This window comes from Rhodococcus sp. IEGM 1379 (assembly GCF_030056815.1).
Classification (GTDB): Bacteria; Actinomycetota; Actinomycetes; order Mycobacteriales; family Mycobacteriaceae; genus Rhodococcus_F.
Map to the genome: position 1 here is coordinate 1 of NZ_JASHKR010000017.1, position 18,832 is coordinate 18,832.

18 protein-coding genes are annotated in these 18,832 nt (G+C 61.3%); 13 read left to right on the top strand and 5 right to left on the bottom strand.

From position 1 onward, the window contains the following. On the bottom strand, positions 1-838 hold an 838-nt coding region (locus QM600_RS12195), incomplete at its 3' end, for an ABC transporter permease (protein ID WP_283261720.1). Between the two features lie 61 nt (positions 839-899). After that, the gene (locus QM600_RS12200; RefSeq protein ID WP_283261721.1) at positions 900-2,525 is read right to left on the bottom strand and encodes an ABC transporter substrate-binding protein; all 1,626 of its coding nucleotides are present in this window, start codon (positions 2,523-2,525) and stop codon (positions 900-902) included. Positions 2,526-2,801: 276 nt separating this feature from the next. Here QM600_RS12200 and QM600_RS12205 point away from each other — a divergent pair, with 276 nt between their 5' ends. From QM600_RS12205 to nagB, 9 genes are read left to right on the top strand one after another with little or no spacing between them, the layout of a single operon-like run. Then, positions 2,802-3,851: a Gfo/Idh/MocA family protein gene (locus tag QM600_RS12205; protein WP_283261722.1), complete on the top strand. Its 1,050-nt coding sequence runs from the start codon at positions 2,802-2,804 to the stop codon at positions 3,849-3,851. After that, positions 3,848-4,849 (top strand): Gfo/Idh/MocA family protein, encoded by a 1,002-nt coding sequence (locus QM600_RS12210; protein WP_283261723.1) that lies wholly within the window; start codon positions 3,848-3,850, stop codon positions 4,847-4,849. Before QM600_RS12205 ends, QM600_RS12210 begins: the two co-directional genes overlap by 4 nt. Continuing rightward, positions 4,846-5,901 carry a Gfo/Idh/MocA family protein gene (locus QM600_RS12215; protein ID WP_283261724.1) on the top strand — a complete coding sequence of 352 codons (1,056 nt, stop codon included), beginning with the start codon at positions 4,846-4,848 and terminating at the stop codon, positions 5,899-5,901. Before QM600_RS12210 ends, QM600_RS12215 begins: the two co-directional genes overlap by 4 nt. Before the next feature lie 58 nt (positions 5,902-5,959). Continuing rightward, positions 5,960-6,889, top strand: a complete 930-nt coding sequence (locus QM600_RS12220) for a dihydrodipicolinate synthase family protein (RefSeq protein WP_283261725.1) — start codon at positions 5,960-5,962, stop codon at positions 6,887-6,889. Between the two features lie 2 nt (positions 6,890-6,891). Then, on the top strand, positions 6,892-7,821 hold the full coding sequence (locus QM600_RS12225) for an ROK family protein (protein WP_283261726.1): 930 nt from the start codon (positions 6,892-6,894) through the stop codon (positions 7,819-7,821). After that, the gene (locus QM600_RS12230; protein WP_283261727.1) at positions 7,818-8,522 is read left to right on the top strand and encodes a putative N-acetylmannosamine-6-phosphate 2-epimerase; all 705 of its coding nucleotides are present in this window, start codon (positions 7,818-7,820) and stop codon (positions 8,520-8,522) included. Before QM600_RS12225 ends, QM600_RS12230 begins: the two co-directional genes overlap by 4 nt. Continuing rightward, entirely contained in the window at positions 8,522-9,184 is a 663-nt protein-coding gene (locus QM600_RS12235) for an SGNH/GDSL hydrolase family protein (protein ID WP_283261728.1), read from the top strand. The genes QM600_RS12230 and QM600_RS12235 overlap by 1 nt, the downstream gene beginning before the upstream one ends. Next, entirely contained in the window at positions 9,181-10,350 is a 1,170-nt protein-coding gene (locus QM600_RS12240) for an N-acetylglucosamine-6-phosphate deacetylase (RefSeq protein WP_283261729.1), read from the top strand. The genes QM600_RS12235 and QM600_RS12240 overlap by 4 nt, the downstream gene beginning before the upstream one ends. Positions 10,351-10,363: 13 nt before the next feature. Continuing rightward, the gene (nagB, locus tag QM600_RS12245) at positions 10,364-11,143 is read left to right on the top strand and encodes a glucosamine-6-phosphate deaminase (protein WP_283261730.1); all 780 of its coding nucleotides are present in this window, start codon (positions 10,364-10,366) and stop codon (positions 11,141-11,143) included. Here the strand turns inward: nagB and QM600_RS12250 are convergent. From QM600_RS12250 to QM600_RS12260, 3 genes are read right to left on the bottom strand one after another with little or no spacing between them, the layout of a single operon-like run. Further along, positions 11,137-12,789: a long-chain-fatty-acid--CoA ligase gene (locus tag QM600_RS12250; RefSeq protein ID WP_283261731.1), complete on the bottom strand. Its 1,653-nt coding sequence runs from the start codon at positions 12,787-12,789 to the stop codon at positions 11,137-11,139. The genes nagB and QM600_RS12250 overlap by 7 nt on opposite strands. A 60-nt stretch (positions 12,790-12,849) precedes the next feature. Further along, positions 12,850-13,971, bottom strand: a complete 1,122-nt coding sequence (locus QM600_RS12255; protein WP_283261732.1) for an acyl-CoA dehydrogenase family protein — start codon at positions 13,969-13,971, stop codon at positions 12,850-12,852. A 14-nt stretch (positions 13,972-13,985) separates the two neighbouring features. Further along, positions 13,986-15,167: an acyl-CoA dehydrogenase family protein gene (locus QM600_RS12260; RefSeq protein ID WP_283261733.1), complete on the bottom strand. Its 1,182-nt coding sequence runs from the start codon at positions 15,165-15,167 to the stop codon at positions 13,986-13,988. Positions 15,168-15,409: 242 nt separating this feature from the next. On the opposite strand from QM600_RS12260, the gene QM600_RS12265 reads away from it, so the two are divergent. The 4 genes from QM600_RS12265 to QM600_RS12280 all read left to right on the top strand — a co-directional run bounded on the left by QM600_RS12265 (position 15,410) and on the right by QM600_RS12280 (position 18,821). After that, on the top strand, positions 15,410-15,601 hold the full coding sequence (locus QM600_RS12265; protein ID WP_007734330.1) for a ferredoxin: 192 nt from the start codon (positions 15,410-15,412) through the stop codon (positions 15,599-15,601). 111 nt (positions 15,602-15,712) lie between these two features. Then, positions 15,713-16,630, top strand: coding sequence for a 3-oxoacyl-ACP reductase (locus QM600_RS12270; RefSeq protein WP_283261734.1), 918 nt, complete (start codon positions 15,713-15,715; stop codon positions 16,628-16,630). A 516-nt stretch (positions 16,631-17,146) separates the two neighbouring features. Next, positions 17,147-17,911: an MlaE family ABC transporter permease gene (locus QM600_RS12275; RefSeq protein WP_283261735.1), complete on the top strand. Its 765-nt coding sequence runs from the start codon at positions 17,147-17,149 to the stop codon at positions 17,909-17,911. Positions 17,912-17,969: 58 nt separating this feature from the next. After that, entirely contained in the window at positions 17,970-18,821 is an 852-nt protein-coding gene (locus QM600_RS12280; RefSeq protein WP_283261736.1) for an MlaE family ABC transporter permease, read from the top strand. Positions 18,822-18,832 lie beyond the last annotated feature (11 nt).

An 18,832-nucleotide genomic window follows, 5' to 3' on the forward strand; every position in this document is an offset into this window, starting at 1 on the left:
CGACTGCGGGGTCACCGTTGGTGACGCCGTTGATCATGAGCTGACCCATGCCGGGAAGGCCGAAGATCTGCTCGATGACTACGGCGCCACCGAGGAGGTAGCCCACTCGCAAGCCCAGAACGGTGAGCGGATTGATCAGCGCGTTACGCAACACGTTTCGGCCGATCACCACGGGGTAGGGCAGACCGCTGCCGATCGCGGTGCGCACGTAGTCCTTGTCCAATTCCTCGACCATGGAGGTGCGGATGATACGAGTGAGTTGGGCAGCGACGGGGAGTGCCAGTGACAGCGCGGGAAGCGCCATGTACCAAAGCCATTCGGTGATGGAGTCGCTCGGATTGACGTAGCCGCCGGTGGGGAACCAGCCGAGCTGGACGGCAAGATACTGAATCATCAGCAGTGCCAACCAGAATGACGGTGCGGCAACACCGCCGAGTGAAATCACTCGAATTACCTGATCGGGCCAGCGATCACGGAACAGTGCGCTGGTAACACCGAAAATCAACGAGATCACGATGGCAATGACCAGTCCGAGAACCGTGAGCTGGATCGTCAGCGGCAGCGCTGTGGAGATCGAATCCAGCACCGGCGTACCCGAAATCAGGCTGTTACCCATGTTGCCGCTGACAAGATCGGTCACGAAGTGGACGTACTGCAGTGGCAGTGGGTCGAGCAGGCCGTTCTCTTCTTTGAACTGCTGCAACTGTTCTGCCGTCGGGTTGCCACCGTTGAATGCCGCTGTTGCGGGGTCGGTGGGCGCGAACTGCATCACGATGAAGACGAACGCGATGATGCCGAGAATCAGGGGGATCAGTATCAGTAATCGCCTGATCAGCATGGGGAGGACTCTTGCCATCGGAGGATCTCTCAGTTGTCGGAAATTGCCGCGCGCGCGGGCATCAGGCGGGCTTCGACTGAAGCAGGTTGACGCCGGGGTACGGCAGTGGTGTGACGTCGGCGATCTTCTTCGGATCCCAGGCCGTTAACAGTTCCTGATGCAGAACCGGGTAGTAGACGGCATTTTCGGCGATCTGGTTCAGGTACGACTGCACCAGGGTGCTGCGCTTGCCGGGGTCCGTCTCGCGGGTCGCGTCGTCCATGGTGGCGTAGATCTTCTGAGCTTCGGGCGTGTCGTCCCACTTGGCGTAGGTCTTGGTCCAGAGCCCGCCCTTGCTGTACGTGTAGCGGACGAGCAGGTCGACGTCACTTCCGAAGGCCTGCGGGTTGGACGTGCCGGCTGCAATCTGGAACTTCTGGCCGCTGTTGAGCTTGCTGACCATCGCGCTGGTGTCCTGCGGCTCGAGGGTGGTGTTGAATCCGACTGCATCCCAGGACTCTTTGATCGTGGGCAGGCAATCCGCGAGCCAGCTGACGTTGGTGGAGAGCAGAGTCAGGTCGAGTCCACTGACGCCGGCGGCGGAGAGGAGGGACTTCGCCTTTTCCGGATCGTAGGAGTAGACGGTGGAGGCACGCGAGTAATCGGGATTGCGCTCGTACAGGTAGCTGGTGGCGGGAGCGGCCTTGCCGCCGAGGGCGATCTCGATCATCTTCGGGGTGTTGATCGCGTAGAACATTGCCTGACGAACTCGGACGTCGTCGAACGGGGCCTGCGTCGTGTCGAAGAGCAGGTACATGAGATTCATGCCTGGGTTGCCCTCGACGGTGCGCCCACCGGATGTCAGCGTCGGGACGTTCGCGACGGGGATGTTGTCGGCGAGCTGAGCGCCGGCGTTGCTTCCCGAGACACGGGCGATCCGTGACGACGTGTCGACGATGGACATCCAGTTCATCGTGGCGAAATTCGCGGGCCGTGAGCCGTTGTATGCGGTGAAAGCCTCGAATGCCGTGTTGCTCTTGGGTGTATGGCTGGTCACCTTGTACGGACCGGAGCCGACAACCAGAGTGCCGGCCTTTGCTTCGTCCCAACGGCCGTCGAAGACATGCTTTGGCATGATCTTGGCGATCGAGAGACGTTGTGCGGCAGCACTGAACGGGTAGTTGAAGCTCAGCGTCACGGTCTGATCGTCGACCTTGCTGACCGACTGCAGCCACGACGAGAAGAACGAGCGGATCAACACGTTCTGCTGCGGATCGAGAATGCGGTCGAACGTGAAGACGACGTCGTCGGACGTGACGGGTGTGCCGTCGTGCCAGGTCGCGCCTTCACGGATCTTCATGGTCCAGCTCGACGCGGTGTTGTCCGTGGGGACGGACTGCGCAAGTGCGGCATATGTCTCGCCGGTGGCGGGATCGTTTTCGAGGAGGCCCTCGTAGACGTGGTTGACCGCGGCCATCAGGAAGCCCGAGGCCGTCTGCATCGGGTCGAAGCTCTGATCGTTGCCGTATCCGATAGCGGTGGTGAGATCTCCGGTGCTCGAAGATCCGCCTACAACGGAGGTCGACGACGGGCCACCGCCGCAAGCAGCGAGGGTCGCGGTGATGCCTGCGGCAGCTCCGAGCAGTCCTGTATATCGAAACAGGTCTCGGCGGGTGAACGCGGAGCTCAGCGGTCGTTCGTTCTTCAAGGCGGCCTCCAAGGCTGGGAGCGGGACATCTAAGGGGAGTGGATAGGGGATGTCCTATGTTCGACGTCCGATGTTGCGTAACTTACATTGCGGATCAGAACGCGTAAAGAGATTCTCGAGATCTGACGAGGAAAAATTTTGCGCATCAGCTGCTTTTTGGAGACATTTAGCGCTTCTACCTGCATATATGAAGACTGTGTTACCGATGTCGAATTGACGGCAGATCGCACTGCCTGTACAACATAGGACATCCCTTATCCAATCTTTGGAGACTTCATGACCCGATACAAAGTCGGTGTGGTCGGTTGCGGATTCTTCGGTAGTGCTCTCGCTCGCGAGCTTGCTGCCCATCCACGTTTCGAACTCACGATGCTCTGCGACCGCGACCTGGGGCGGGCAAAGGAAGTCGCTTCAGAGTTCTCGGCTATTCCCACGGACGATCACGACGCGGTTGCTGCTGCCCCACTCGACCTCGTTGTCGTTGCGACGCCCAATCACGCACACGCGGAACCTGCCATCGCCGCACTCGAACGTGGGAAGGCGGTCTTTGTCGAGAAACCACTTGCTGTCGAACTCGTCGATGCGCGAAATATGATCGCGAGCGCCGACGCCAATGGCTCATCGTTGATGGTCGGACACATCATGCGGATGATGCCTGGTGTGCGACGCCTCGCGGAGTCGGTTCGATCCGGAGAGCTCGGGGACGTCAGTGCAATCGAGACGTCGCGCTCGCGGTGGATCGACAGTGACGGCGCGGACCCGAACTGGTGGAAGCTCGACAAGAGCCGAACCGGCGGCGAACTCACTCACGAAATTCATGAACTGGATCTGCTGTGCTGGCTCGGCGGTGATGTGAGTGCCGTGTCGAGCATTGCGACAGCCGATGACGGGTTTCGGAACACCGTGGTGAAGTTTGTCAGTGGAGCCGTTGGCAGACATGCCATTTCGACGCGTTCGCACACGTCGACCTGGGATCTGACGGTCAACGGCAGTGAAGGTGCGATCCGCGCCGATTTCCACAGCGGTCAGGTCCGTCGGTTGCGAGGCGGTCAGGTTGTCGAGTCCTGGCCGATCTTCGATATCGAAACCGAGAATCAATCCTTGATCGACTCGGCCGTCAAGACACAGAAGTACAACTCGGGCGGTGGGGCCTCGTCGGTATGGATGCAGGCCGCGATCCGCTACGAAATCGATGAGATTGCAGCGGTTCTCGACACAGGCTCGGCAGATTCTCCGTTGCTCGAGGCCAGTGATCGCGCCCTGGTAGTCGCAGAACAGGTGCGTCTCGGAAATGTCGAGCCCGCCGGCCTGAGGACCGCCCCATGAGTGTCCGCGTCGCTGTAATCGGAAGCGGCGGAATTGCACGCGACCATGTGAAAGCGCTGGCCGGTCTATCGTCGGTCGAGGTTGTCTGCGTTGTCGGTAGTGATCTCGACCGGTCGGCCTCAGTAGCCGCTCTGGCCCCGGGGGCACAAGCGTCGACGGATCTCGCACGCGTTCTTGCTGATCCGTCGATCCATGCTGTGAACGTCGTCGGAGCCACACCGGATCATGCACCGGTCACCATCGCCGCAGGTCGCGCCGGAAAGCATGTGCACGTGGAGAAGCCGGCTGCGTTGACTGTCGCAGACTTCGACGCCATGGTAGCGGCCACCGAAGGAAACGGTACGTCGTTGATGGTCGGCCAGACGGTGCGTTTCCAGCCGTCGATCAGCTCGATCGGTACTTCGATCGGTCACGGAGCAATCGGTGATCCTCGATTGATCCACCTCAGTTGGTACACCGGCCACGTGTGGCCGGGTGGTTGGCGCGGCTGGCAGCACGACAAGGAGAAGTCAGGCGGGCATCCGGTACACAACGGGACTCACGCACTGGATCTGGTGACCTGGCTCATCGATCGGCGCCCAATCCGAGTCTTCGCCCGCAGCTTCCCGACCTTCGCTGCTGGCATGCCGGTCCACGACAGCTTCCATCTGACTGTCCGATTCGAGGACGGTTCCCTGGCATTGATCGAATTGGCCTATGCGCTACCGCAATCGGGAAAGATGGTGCGCCGCATCGTCGTATCCGGCACACGCGGCACCCTTGCCCACGACACCGGCGACGATCCGGGGTTGATGTCCGACACCACCAATGCACCACCGTCGTCGATCGAGGACGCGATGACGCATCAGATGCGTCACTGGATCGACACTCTCGACGGGTCGGCGACACCGATCGTCGAGAACTGGCAGGTACGTGCGGCTCTCGCTACCGCCGTCGCCGCGCAGCAATCGCTCGATACCGGTCGCGCAGTCACTATCGAACTGGGGGGACAGCGATGACTACCACTGATTCGATTCGAGTCGGATTCATCAGCGGCGTACGACATGCCGGATCCTATGCAGACTTGCTACGAGCAGACCCCCGGGTTCAACTGGTCGGTGTCTCCGACGAATCCTCGGTCCCCGACTGGATCCGCGGCGACGGTATTGCCATGGCGGCAGCCGCCGGCATCCCGTGGATCGACGAGCTGAGTGAACTCCTCGATCCTGATCGCATCGACCTGGCGATTATCTGTAGTGAGCCGACGCGTCATGCCCGCCTTGCCATTGCGGCATTGAACGCAGGTCTCGACGCGCTCGTGGATAAGCCGGTAGGCATCGACGAAGCAGAAGCCGCTTCAGTCGAGGAAGCTGCTCGCGTGAACGGGCGTATCTGCTCAGTAGTCAACCGCACCCATTCGCCGGCACTCCGGAGACTGCGTCGTTGGATCGACGCGGGAAATCTGGGACTTCCGCGACATGTGGACATCGAGTTCTTGGCCAGTGGAACACATTTCGCTACCTCCGTGGAGAGGCCCGAACTTGTTGTGGACCCGGCGTTGTCCGGCGGGGGAGAGGTTGTGAACTTCCTGGGATATGCCGCCGACTATCTCCGGTATCTGACCGGACTGGACGTAACCGAGGTTTATGCGGAGACCAGCACGCTCTACGGCGGTGCACATGAGAAGTACGGTGTCGAAGACACAGCTCTGATCTCACTCGCGCTTGCCCACGGTGTCACGGCGACCGTCACTGTTGGAAGAATCCCGGCAGCACCAGGTTTCGGTGCCAACACAGCAACAGTTCGTGTTCTCGGGTCACACGGATATGCCAGTTCGGATGACGACAAACCTGCGGTCATGCAGTTCGGAGCTGCCGGTGGTGTGACAGCACTGTCAATCGGCGGATTCGGATCGGACAACGCGGTCTCGAGCTTCCTGTCGCATCTGCTCGATCGACTTCCGAAACGGATCGAACCCGACTACACCGTTGCCGACGCTCGTGCGTCGATGCGGGTCATCGACGCAGCTTATCGGTCCGCCGCGTCTGGACAGCCGGTTTCCGTCAGCTGACCTTTCTGTAAGTGCATTACCCCCAATTCAATCCGAGAACAAAATTATGGAGACCCACATGAGCACGGATGCCACGACCTTCAGCGGAATCGTTCCTCCGATCGTCACACCCCTGACCCTCGACGGCGACGTCGACACGAAGTCGCTCGAGCGACTGCTGTCGATGCAGATCGAAGCCGGCGTCGACGGGCTGTTCATCCTCGGTTCCTCGGGTGAGGTCGGCTACCTCACCGACGCCCAGCGCGCGCAGGTTGTTCGGACCGCAATCGGCCACGTCGGCGGCCAGCTGCCCGTGCTGGTCGGCGTGAACGACATGACCACAAACCGAGTTATCGAGGTGGCGAAGCAGGCATGCGAGGCCGGTGCCGACGCCATCGTCGCGACCGCACCCTTCTACGCGATCACCAACGCCGAAGAAACAGCGACACACTTCCGCTCCATCCATGCAGCAGTGGATCTTCCGCTGTTCGCGTACGACGTTCCGGTTCGCGTTCACAGCAAGCTCAACACGGCAATGCTGGTCGAACTCGGCCGAGAAGGCGTCATCGCCGGTGTCAAGGACTCCAGCGGTGACGACGTGAGCTTCCGCATGCTGCTCCGTCAGTCGGTAGGTCTGGAGAACTTCGCGATCTTCACCGGCCACGAGGTCGTTGTCGACGGATGCCTGCTCATGGGTGCATCGGGCGCAGTTCCCGGCTTGGCCAACGTCGACCCGCACGGATACGTTCGTCTGTGGCGCGCCGCGCAGGCCGGCGACTGGGCCGCTGCCAAGACCGAGCAGGACCGACTCACGGATCTGTTTTCCATCGTCGAGGCGCCGACGCCGGGCCGCGTAAGCCCCGGCGCTGCCGGTCTGGGCGCTTTCAAGACGGCTCTGGTTCTGCGCGGTGTCATCACGGGCAACACGATGTGTGCACCGATGCTCTCGCTCGATGAGTCCGAAGCCGCAACGATCAAGGTCATTCTCGAACGCGCCGGACTGCTCTGACCATGACACACGGGCATCAGCGTTGGATCGGCGTCGATATCGGCGGCACCAAAGTGGCTGCGGCGGTGATTACTTCCGCTGGTGAGGTGATCGAATCCGTTCGGGCGGAGACGCCGGCGGCGGGCAGAGCGGCGGTGCTGGACACGACCGCTGCATTGATCGACAAACTGCGCGCCGAACACGCTGTGTCGGGAATCGGTGTGGGATCACCGGGAATCGTCGACCGTGCAAGCGGCCGAGTGGTGTTCGCGTCCGACATCCTGCCCGGGTGGAACGGTGCGGAGGTCCGGGAGGAGCTAGAAGCTCATACCGGACTTCCGGTGACCGTGGACAACGACGTTCGAGTGATGGCACACGGCGAGAACATGATCGGTGCCGGCCACGGCCGAACCTCCGTATTGTTCGTGTCGATCGGCACCGGAATCGGTGGAGCGTTGTCGATCGACGGCCGGCTCCGCCACGGCGCTCACGGCACAGCCGGTGAACTGGCGCATCTGCTGGTTCCCGTAACCGGTGCCATCGGCTGTGGATGTGGCCGCAAAGACCACCTCGAAGCCGTAGCATCCGGACCAGCGATGGCCGCCGAGTACGCCTCTCGTGCCGGAGTTCCCGTGCAACCGTTGCAGAGAGTTGTCGCCCTCATGCATTCGGGTGATCCTATCGCTCGCGCAGTGATCTCCGATGCCGGTGAATTACTCGGCCGAGTTCTGGCCGGCGTGGCAACAGCATTCGATCCTGAGGTCATCGTCATCGGTGGTGGCGCCGCCCAGATCGGAGCCGATCTTCTCTCTCCCCTGGTCTCGGCATTCCGCGTCGAAGCTATGCCTCCCGTCGCCGACACCGCCATTCTTCCGGCACGTCTGGGAACCGATGCACCGCTGGTTGGTGCCGGACTGCTTGCCGCCGCAACACGAACAGAGGTATCACGATGACCATCGACGAATTGCTCACGATCATCAGCGGGAAGCTGATCGTCTCGTGCCAGGCAGGCCACGGCCACGCCCTGCGCGATACCGCGACGATCGAACGGATGGCCAGGGCGGCCATCGACGGTGGTGCGGCCGCGATTCGCTGTGGTGGAGTCGGTGGTACTCCGGACGTTGCGGCTGTTGCGGCTGCTGTGCGTGTACCTGTGATCGGACTGACCAAAATCGGTTCCACTGGAGTGTTCATCACTCCGACAAGAGAATCGGCGTTGGATGTCGTCGACGCCGGTGCGCAGATCGTTGCGGCCGACGCGACGCTGCGTCCACGCCCGGACGGACTGACATTTGCGGACACCGTTGAGGCGGTTCACGCTCGAGGTGCTCTCGTGATGGCCGACTGCGGCACTCTCGAGGACGGCATCGCGGCCGCCGCTGCCGGGGCCGACATCATCTCGAGTACCCTCGCCGGTTACACCGAGAACAGTCGACGTCTGAGTGGCCCGGACCTGGAACTGATTTCGGAACTGCGGCAAGCACTTCCGTTTGCAGTGCTCATCGCAGAGGGTCGCTATCACAGTCCGGAAGCAGCAGCACAGGCGATTTCATTGGGTGCGGATTCAGTTGTCGTCGGTACGGCGATCACCGATCCGGCGTTCATTACCTCGACCTTCGCTGCAGCGGTCGTGGGTGCGGAAAGGCGGAGTTGATGACTGCTGAACTCCGAAAAGTCGAAGCATTGCTTAATGATTCGGTGACTCCGATCCGATGGGTATTCACCGGGGATAGCATCACGCAGGGTCTGGCCCACACCAACGGGCGTCGCAGCTACGTCGAGCACTGTGCCGAACGCATACGGGGGGAACTGTCACTCTTCAACCACGTCGTCGTCAACACCGGGGTGAGCGGGAACCGTTCTTCCGATATCCGTGACGGATTTTCCCATCGCATCGAGATCTTCGAACCGTCGGTGGTTCTGATCATGCTGGGAACCAACGACGCGTTGGGCGGCGTTGACGGGCTCGAAGGTTTCCGGGAAGACCTGTCTGACATCATCTTCCGGGCGCGTGGTCTCGGTGCCGTGCCGATTCTGCAGACACCGCCGCCCATCGATGTCGAGAACGCTCCCACCCGCGCCGGGCTAGCAGACTATGTCGATATGGTCCGCCAGGTCGCCGCATCGACGCGTGCGATTCTCGTTGATCACGATGCGCAGTGGATAGCGAATTCGCCTGACGGTCCGCAGTCGGCGCTCCTGGCCGATGCATTCCATCCGAACGAACACGGACACTACGTGCTGGCAGACGCAGTACTGCGTGCGCTGGGTATCGCAGATACCGCCAGTCCGGCTGCCGCTGCGGTGATGTCGTGATCCTGCGTGGGCGCCTGATCACCGGAGGTCGACTCCTGCCGGACGGCGTCGTTGAGACCGTGGGTGATCGTGTGGTGTGGGCCGGTCCGGCATCGGAGCGCAAGGATCCGGTTCCCGAGCCCGCGGAGCCTGGCACCACAATCATCCCCGGTCTCGTCGACGTTCACTGTCACGGCGCCGGCGGATTCGGATTCCCGGAAGCCGATTCAGAAGGCTCCACCGCGGCAGCCGACCACCATCGGCACAACGGAACCACCTCGGTCGTAGGGTCGTTGGTCTCGGCACCCCCCGAGATCCTGCGTCAGCGCATCGACCTGCTCGCCAGTCTCGTGGACGACGGCACACTTGCCGGGATTCACCTGGAAGGGCCGTTTCTCTCGGTATTGCGTTGTGGTGCTCAAGATCCCGCGAGTATTCTCGACGGAGACCCCGCACTGCTCGAGTCGCTGTTGGAATCTGGGCGCGGCCACATCCGGTCGATGACGATCGCACCCGAGACAGCGCACTTCGCGGAACTCTCGACGATGCTTCAGACTCACGGCGTCGTGGTTAGTGTGGGTCATACCGACGCATCCAACCCCACAGCAACGCGTTCGATCGCACATTCTGCGCACGCGCCGCTCAGTGCAACACATCTCTTCAACGGGATGGCGCCGATGCACCACCGTGCGCCGGGTGCTGTGGCCGCTTGCCTGTCAGCCGCAGCTCGCGGGCAGATGGTGGTGGAACTAGTTGGTGACGGGGTCCATCTGGCAGACGAAACAGTCTCCACAGTCTTCGATTTGGTGGGTCCGCACCAAATTGCATTAGTCTCCGATGCAATGGCAGCGGCCGGTATGCCGGACGGGCGGTATCCGCTTGGGCCGCTGGACGTGGACGTGGTCGCTGGAGTGGCCAGATTGGCGGGACAAGGCGACACGGCAATTGCCGGTGGTACCAGTCGGCTGATGGATATCGTTCGTAGAACTGTGATCCATGCCGGCGTAGATCTATTGTCAGCGGTTACTGCCGCAACCGGTACACCCGCTGCGCTGTTGGGCCTGACCGGCAAGGTCGGTGACCTCACCCCGGGTTGTCGTGCCGATCTTGTTGTCATCGACAAAGAACTCTTTCCCCGAGCCGTCATGGCTTCGGGTAGCTGGCTCACGAAAACCCTGGAAAGCTGAGGCAAGGACCCCGATGGAAATTGTTATCGTCAACGACGCGGATTCGGCCGGTACGGTCGTCGCCGACATCTTCGACCACGCAGTTCGTTCCGGCGCAAGAACTCTGGGCTTGGCCACCGGCTCGTCGCCCCTGTCCGTGTATCGCGATCTCGCACGGCGTCATCGCGAAGAAGGGTTGAGTTTTGCAGGGCTGCAAGCATTTCTGCTCGACGAGTACGTCGGACTCCCCGACGGCCACCCAGAGTCTTACGCTCAGGTGATCCGTACGGAACTGGTCGATCATATCGACCTCGACAGTGCACGCGTCTTCAGCCCGAACGGAACCACCGGAGACCCCTTCGGTGCGGCCGCGGCTTATGATCGCGCGATCGCCGCAAACGGACCCGTGGACCTGCAACTCCTGGGCATCGGGGCAAACGGCCACATCGGGTTCAATGAACCGACGTCGTCACTGACTTCACGCACACGCGTGAAGACTCTGACCGAACAGACCCGCCGCGACAATGCCAGGTTTTTCGAGAGCCTCGAGGACGTTCCGCGGCATGTGATCACCCAGGGGCTCGGAACAATCTGCGATGCACGGCACTTGGTAATGATTGCGACCGGCGAGCACAAGGCTGCCGCGATTGCGGCTGCAGTCGAGGGCCCGCTCGCGGCAGTATGCCCCGCGTCGGTTCTCCAACTGCACCCGCACGCCACTGTCGTGATCGACGAAGCTGCGGCGTCGCAACTCCAACTTACCGAGTTTTACAAGACCGTGTCAGCGCACAAACCTCTGGCGCAGCACTACTGAACGTGAACGGGCTGGGCCACATCCTCGCGAATCTTTTCGAGGGTGAGGGCCCGCTCAGGCGTGAGCAATTGGAAGTCCTTTTCGCCCCGCTGACGGATCCACACCGGATCAGTGGTGTTCCACCGCTCGGCGCTCTGGGTTCGAGTGACTACCTTGAACGTCGCGGTTCGCGGGAATTCACTACAGACCCGAATGAGGGTCGGTTTCTGTTTCGGGCCGAGTTCGGGACGCGAATCTATGTAGGCGGCAACCGCTTCGGGGTCAAAGTTCGAGACATCGCCCACCGGGATCACCGACACCATGACGCGGTCTCCGACATCACTGTCCGGAACGGCGTAGACGGAGACATGCGCAAACCCGGGGAATCCGGTTAGCGCACGCTCGATGGGCGCCGCACCGATGTTCTCACCGTCGACGCGCAGCCAACCCGAACTGCGGCCGGCGAAGTAGACGTAGCCGTCGGCGTCGGCGTACGCGAGGTCGCCACTCCAGTACTTCCCGCCGCGCATGCGCTCGGCGTCGGCTTCGGGATTCTTGTAGTAGCCGGCGAAGGTGCCCGGTCCGGTGACGTTGACCATTTCGCCGGTTGCCTCGTCGGCGTTGGTGATTCGGCCGTCGGAGTCGAATTGCGCAGGCGGGCAGGGAACTCCGGTATCAGGATGAAGGATCTTCACACTGTCGGGCAACAGTCCGAGTGTGCCGGCTCGGGGAACCGGCGCTGCACCGATCGAAACGCCGCCTTCGGTGGAACCGAAACCGTCGATGACACGCGCATCGAAGCGTCGGACGAATGTAGCGACCGCCGGAGCGGAGCCTTCGTTGCCGTACATGATCCTCAGCGTGTTGTCGTGATCGTCAGGCTGCTCGGGAGTCGATGCAATGAACGAGAGAGGTTTACCGACGTAGTTGGAAAACGTGATCCCGAACTTGCGGACGTCGGGCAGAAATCCTGAGGCAGAGAACTTGCGACGCATGCCAATTGCGCACTTGCGGTGAAGTGCGATCGCCCAGGCGGCCATGATCGCATTGGAGTGGAACATGGGCATCGCCATGTAGACGACATCGTCCGGCCCGAGTCCGAATCGATCACCGAGCATGATCGCGGGATCTGCGATCTTGTGGTGGGTGCAGCGTACGGCTTTGGGGTCACCACTGGTTCCGGAGGTGAAGATGAGCATCAGTAGGTCGTCGGGCGCCGCCGCAACAGCGTGCTGCGGCGAGTGGGCAAAGGGTGCCAACAGTTCCTGCCACTCGGGCGAGTCCACGTTGACAACACGAACGGCGCCGAGGTCGACGCCTTCGAGCAGATGCATCTGGTTGTTCTCGGTGAAGATGATCTGGCAATCGGAGAGCTCGACGTCGCGAGCCAGCGCCGGGCCGCGACGGGTGGTGTTGAGACCCGCCGCGACAGTGCCGGAAAATGCTGCGGCACCGAGGAGCAGTGAGAATTCCGGAATGTTCTCCATCAACAGCCCGAAGTGTCGTGGGCTGTTGTGATCGAGAAGTGAATCGAGCAGTGCGGCGCGGTCGAACGAGTACTGGATGTGCTCACGCCAACTGAGGACCTGATCCTCGAAGCTGATGCCGTACGCGTCGATCTCGCTGACTCCGAGGAGTAGGTCGGAAACAGTGGGGCTCTCACTCATAACTGCATCATCTTCGTTTCTTCGAGGATCAGGTCTGTTGTTTCCACTCGGTGGGACGGATCAAGCGGGAACGCTTGCCAATTCCTTACCGAGAATGCGCAACTGATCGGTGGCGCTTCCCAGGAAGAATTCGTGGCGCTTGGCAGCGAGGAAGTACCGGTGAACCGGGTGATCCTCGTCCAGCCCGACGCCGCCGTGAACGTGAACAGCGGTGTGCGCGACTCGATGCCCGGCGTCAGCTGCCCAGAACTTGGCGGTCTGGACGGCCTCAGCGGCTGGTAGGCCTTCACTCAGACGCCAGGCAGCAGCCCACAGTGTCAGTCGCACGCCCTTGACGTCGATGTATCCGTCGGCGAGGCGCTGCGCTACAGCCTGGAAACTGCCGATCGGGCGGCCGAACTGCACTCGCTCGCGTGCGTACTCGGCGGTCAGCTTCAGCGCCTGATCAAGGACGCCGTATTGGTAGGCACTGGAACCGAGTCGCGCGCGTTCGACGATCCAGTCGGCGATCTCGGTGCCCTGAGCCGGCGAGCCGAGGACTCGGGCGTCGGAAAGCTGGACCGATTCGAAGTCCACCTGCCCGGCACTGCCGAAATCGACTACGGACTCGCGTGTAATCGAGACTCCGGAATCGCTGGGCTGCACCAGGAACACGACAACGCCGTCGTCGGTCAGAGCCGGTACCAGGAAGAGATCGGCGACCGGTGCGCTGTCGACGATGATCTTGGATCCCTGGAGGGTCCAACCGTCGACGGTCCGGGAAGCGCGGGTGGTCGGAAGGGCCGGATTATCGTTGAACTCCTCGGCCAATGCTGCCGTGAGAATCTTTTCGCCGGAAGCCGCAGTTGCTGCCCACTCGGTGCGTTGTGCGTCGTTGCCGAATTCTGCAATCGCACTGGCAGAAGTCATGATTGAGGTCAAGAAGGGCACAGCGGCTACGCCGCGGCCCAACTCGACCAGGATGCTGCACTGCTCCAGGACTCCGAATCCGTCGCCGCCGACAGACTCCGGTAGTGCGGCGCTGAGTACGCCGGAGGAAGCGAGAGTGGTCCAGAGGGCCAGATCGGTCCGGTCTTCGGCTGCGTCGAGTACCCGCAGGCGATCATTGGTAACCAGTTCGCTGACAATTCCGCGGGTGAGGCCGGCCAGATCGTTCTGGGCCTCTGTCAAGGTGAAATCCATGTCTCGAACAGTCCTTATCGCTTTGAGGGCGGCAAGCCCAGGGCCGTCATGCCGATGATGTCGCGCTGCACCTCGTTGGTGCCGCCGCCGAATGTCAGGATCAAGGCGGAGCGGTGCATGCGTTCGATTCGTCCACGCAGAAGTGCGCCGGGGGAGTTCTGCCGGATCACTGCGGAAGATCCGAGGATTTCCATCAGCAACCGGTAAGCCTCGGTAGCGAATTCGGTGCCGAACACCTTGTTGGCCGACGCTGCCTCCGGTCCAGGCGCGTGATCGGTGGCTGACGCGATTTCCCAGTTCATCAGCTTGAGATACTCGGCCTTGGCGTGGACACGGGCCAGATTGATCTGCACCCATTCCTGATCGATCATCCGTCGACCGTCGGGCAGTTTGGTGTTCTGAGCCCACTCCCGGACCTCACGCTGAGCGGTCAGAATCGGACCGGCAGAGGTGAGTGCGACGCGTTCGTGGTTGAGCTGATTGGTAATCAGACCCCAGCCGCCGTGTTCCTGCCCGACGATCGACGACGCCGGAACACGTACGTCCTGGTAGTAGGTGGCGCTGGTGTCGGGTCCGGCCATCGTGTGGACCGGTGTATACGAGAAGCCTTCTGCCGTAGTCGGGACGATCAGCATGCTGATTCCCTTGTGCTTCTTGGCTTCCGGATCTGTACGGCAGGCAAGCCAGATGTAGTCCGCGTACTGGATGAGGCTGGTCCACATCTTCTGGCCGTTGATGATGTAGTCGTCGCCGTCCTTGACCGCGGAGGTGCGCAGCGAGGCGAGGTCCGTGCCGGCTCCGGGCTCGGAGTATCCGATCGCAAAATGCAGCTCGCCCCGCGAGATCTTCGGGAGGAAGAATGCCTTCTGCTCGTCGGTGCCGAAATGCATGATTGTCGGTGCCACGGAATTAATCGTCAGGAAGGGAACCGGTGCGCCGGCGATCGCTGCTTCGTCCGTGAAGATCAGCTGATCCATCGCGGAGCGTTCCTGTCCGCCGTACTCCTTGGGCCAGCCGAGCGTGAGCCACCCGTCCTGGCCCATCTGCGCGACAACCTCGCGGTAGACGTTGCCTTCGCCGTATTCACCCGTGGTTGCGGCGAGAGCTTCGCGGCGAGCCGGTGTCATGAGTTGGGCGAAGTAGGCACGCAACTCCTCCTGCAGCTCTTGCTGCTCAGGGGTGTAGGTGATGTGCATGGTTGCCTCTCCGGTAGAGATACAAATCGTTTGTTCTGACACAAGTTCTATCTACAAGGCCAGTGGTGCAGTCTCTAACGTCGACTGATCGAAGGCGTCGATTTCACTACTTTTTCGAATCATTGCACAGGACTGGAACAGGTTCTAGTGTTACGGGAGGAACGGTGTGCAGTGCAGCCGCGAAGCGACTGCTCCGGACTTGTGTTCGTACGTGCGTAGATGAGTAGAGAAGAGGAACGTTCATGGAGGTCAGGGTTGATCTGGACCGTTGTGAGGCCAATGGAGTGTGTGTCGGTATCGCTCCCGATATTTTCGACCTCGACGACAACGAGGAGCTCGTGATCAGTTCCGTACGTCCGCCGGAGGATCGCTGGGAGGATGTTCGCTCCGCGATCGCACAGTGTCCGCGCGCGGCATTGACCGAACATCCCTGAGGGCTATTGCCCAAAACAGGAACACGTTCTAAGGTTGCGAATCTGTGGGGCCCAGCTACTCAGCCGAGCGGGAACGGGCCCATGACAGCATAGAACCGGGAGAACGCGTCGATGAATGCCCTGAACAGTCCAGAAACGAGCCTCGAAGGCAAGGTTGCCATCGTGACCGGTGCCGGATCGGGACTCGGAAAGTTCGAGGCGATCGGCCTGGCCAAGGCCGGTGCATCGGTGGTCGTCAACGATCTGGCGCCCAGTGAAGCCGTCGAGACAACTCTCGAAGAGATTCGGGGGCTCGGTGCCAAGGTCGAGTTCGTCGCCGGCAATGTCGGTGAACGTTCCACCGCCGACGCTCTCATGGAGAGGGCAGAGGGTCAGTTCGGCAGCGTCGACATCATTGTCAACAACGCCGGCGTTGTCCGTGACCGGATGCTGTTCAACATGTCCGACGAGGACTGGGATCTGGTACTCGAAGTTCACCTGCGCGGACATTTCCTGTTGTGCCGCAACGCAGCTACGTACTGGCGGGCAAAATCCAAGGCGGCCGGCGCTCCGGTATACGGGCGGATCATCAATACGTCGTCCGAGGCCGGATTGCTCGGTCCGGAGGGGCAGCCGAATTACGGTGCGGCCAAGGCCGGAATCACGGCGCTGACGCTCTCCGCTGCTCGCGGACTGTCCCGCTACGGCGTTCGCGCCAACGCGATTTGCCCCCGGGCTCGTACGACGATGACCGAAGGCGTATTCGGTGACGCACCGGTCGACGGTATCGATCCGCTCTCGCCCGAACATGTGGCGTCGTTGGTCTCGTACCTGGCTTCACCGGCGGCAGACGCCATCAACGGGCAGGTCTTTGTCGTTTACGGTCCGATGGTTGCCTTGATGGCAGCTCCGGTCGTGGAGCAGCGGTTCGATGCGGACGGCGACGCCTGGTCTTCGGAAGCGTTGTCCGCAGCGATGGGTGAGTATTTTGCCGATCGCGATCCGGGCAAGATGTTTTCGGCTTCGGCCGCGCTTCGCGCGCTGGGCTGAGTGGTCCGTGCGCTGGGCTGATCTACTTTGCCAACGCTTTGCCCGCGACACGAAACTCTTTGTCGCGGGCAACCGGGCGATTTGACTGATCCTTGGTAGAAATAGCGTGTTCGCGTGTCTGGTTGGCGAGGTTGCTTGCTGACGCGTCCAGTGAGACTCCCGGTCTCGAAAAAGCTGGACTGTGTTCTATTTTGCACTTTAGATTGTTGTGCTGCGGCGGTCGTGTGGTCGAGTCGCCATTCGGAGGTGACGATTTTCCGACTGTTTGCCAGATTGCGTCGAGTCCTCCAAAAGTACTAATTTGCAACATATTTCGATGAAATTTTCGGGTATCCAGCACACTTGAGTGCTTGCTGTACACGGAGCACCTACCCGAGATTTCAGAAATTCATCTGTTATCTGTCACTTTCTTTGACAGGTGAACACGTTCTAGTTAATATGACCTGAGTCACAAGCTGTCGGGGGCTGGGCTATGAGAACACACAGTACTGCGGCAACCATGGACGAGGAGGACGAATGGTAGACCTCGTCGAGGTACCGTTGCGAGCGGTCGGTGGCTTCTTTCAGATGTCAGCCGAAACTTTGCGGGCAGTCTTCTCGCGTCCTTTCCAACGTCAAGAATTTATCGATCAAGCGTGGTTCGTAGCGCGCGTCTCGATGGTGCCGACCGTGCTGGTCGCCATCCCGTTCACGGTGCTCGTCAGCTTCACCATCAACATCCTGCTTCGCGAGATCGGTGCAGCCGACCTCAGTGGCGCGGGAGCTGCACTCGGCACCGTCACCCAGGTCGGACCGATCGTGACAGTGCTGATCGTGGCCGGAGCGGGCGCCACCGCGATCTGCGCAGACCTCTCGGCGCGCACCATTCGTGAAGAGATCGACGCCATGAAGGTGCTCGGCATCAATCCGATCCAGCGGTTGGTCGTTCCCCGAGTGCTCGCGTCCACCGGAGTGGCACTGCTGCTCAACGGCTTGGTCTGCACCATCGGCATCCTCGGCGGGTTCGTGTTCTCGGTTTTCATCCAGGACGTGAACCCCGGCGCCTTCGTCAACGGCATCACACTGCTCACCGGTTTCGGCGAGCTGATGATCTCGATGGTCAAAGCCGGATTGTTCGGCATGATCGCCGGCCTCGTCGCCTCCTACCTCGGACTCAACGTCAAAGGCGGCGCCAAGAGCGTCGGTGACGCCGTCAATCAAACCGTCGTGTTCGCATTCATGGCGCTGTTCGTCGTCAACGTGCTTATCACCAACATCGGCATCAAGTTGACGGCCGGATGATGAGGCGCAGAGCGATCGACACCGACACAGCAACTGACGACGGACGGGAGAGGTACTGATGGCACTGGCAGCAGCAGGACGCTTCCCCCGCAGCCGTCGGCAGATCCGATCTGTCTCACGCGGTATCGACAGCATCGGTGATCAGGCACTGTTCTTCGCGAAGGCACTCGGACACGCACCCAAGGCGCTGATACGTTACCCGCGTGAGACTTTGCGGTTGATCGCCGAGATCGGCATGGGAACGGGAGCCCTGGCCGTCATCGGCGGCACCGTCGTGATCGTCGGCTTCCTGACACTCTTCACCGGCGGAACCATCGCCATGCAGGGCTACAGCTCACTCGGCAACATCGGCGTCGAAGCACTGACGGGATTCTTCGCAGCCTTCATCAACGTGCGCATCGCCGCGCCTGTCATCGCGGGCATCGGCCTGGCAGCCACCATCGGCGCCGGTTCCACGGCGCAGCTCGGCTCCATGCGCGTCTCGGAAGAGATCGACGCACTCGAGACCATGGCGATCCCGTCCATCCCGTACCTGGTCAGCACTCGCGTGATGGCCGGCATGATCGCCATCATCCCGCTGTACTCGCTTGCAGTGATTGCGTCGTTCATCGCCAGCAGGTTCGCGACGGTGTTCCTCTACAATCAGTCCGGCGGCGTGTACGACCACTACTTCACGACGTTCCTGATACCCACGGACATATTGTGGTCATTCGCTCAAGCGATAGTCATGGCGCTGGCAATCATGCTCATCCACACCTACTACGGCTTCAATGCAACCGGTGGTCCGGTGGGTGTCGGCGTCGCTGTCGGTAATGCTGTGCGCGCCTCGCTGATCGCGGTAGTCACAGTTACGCTTCTCATCTCACTCGCCATTTACGGCGGGTCCGGCAACTTCAACCTGTCGGGATAGGGGGCGAGAGA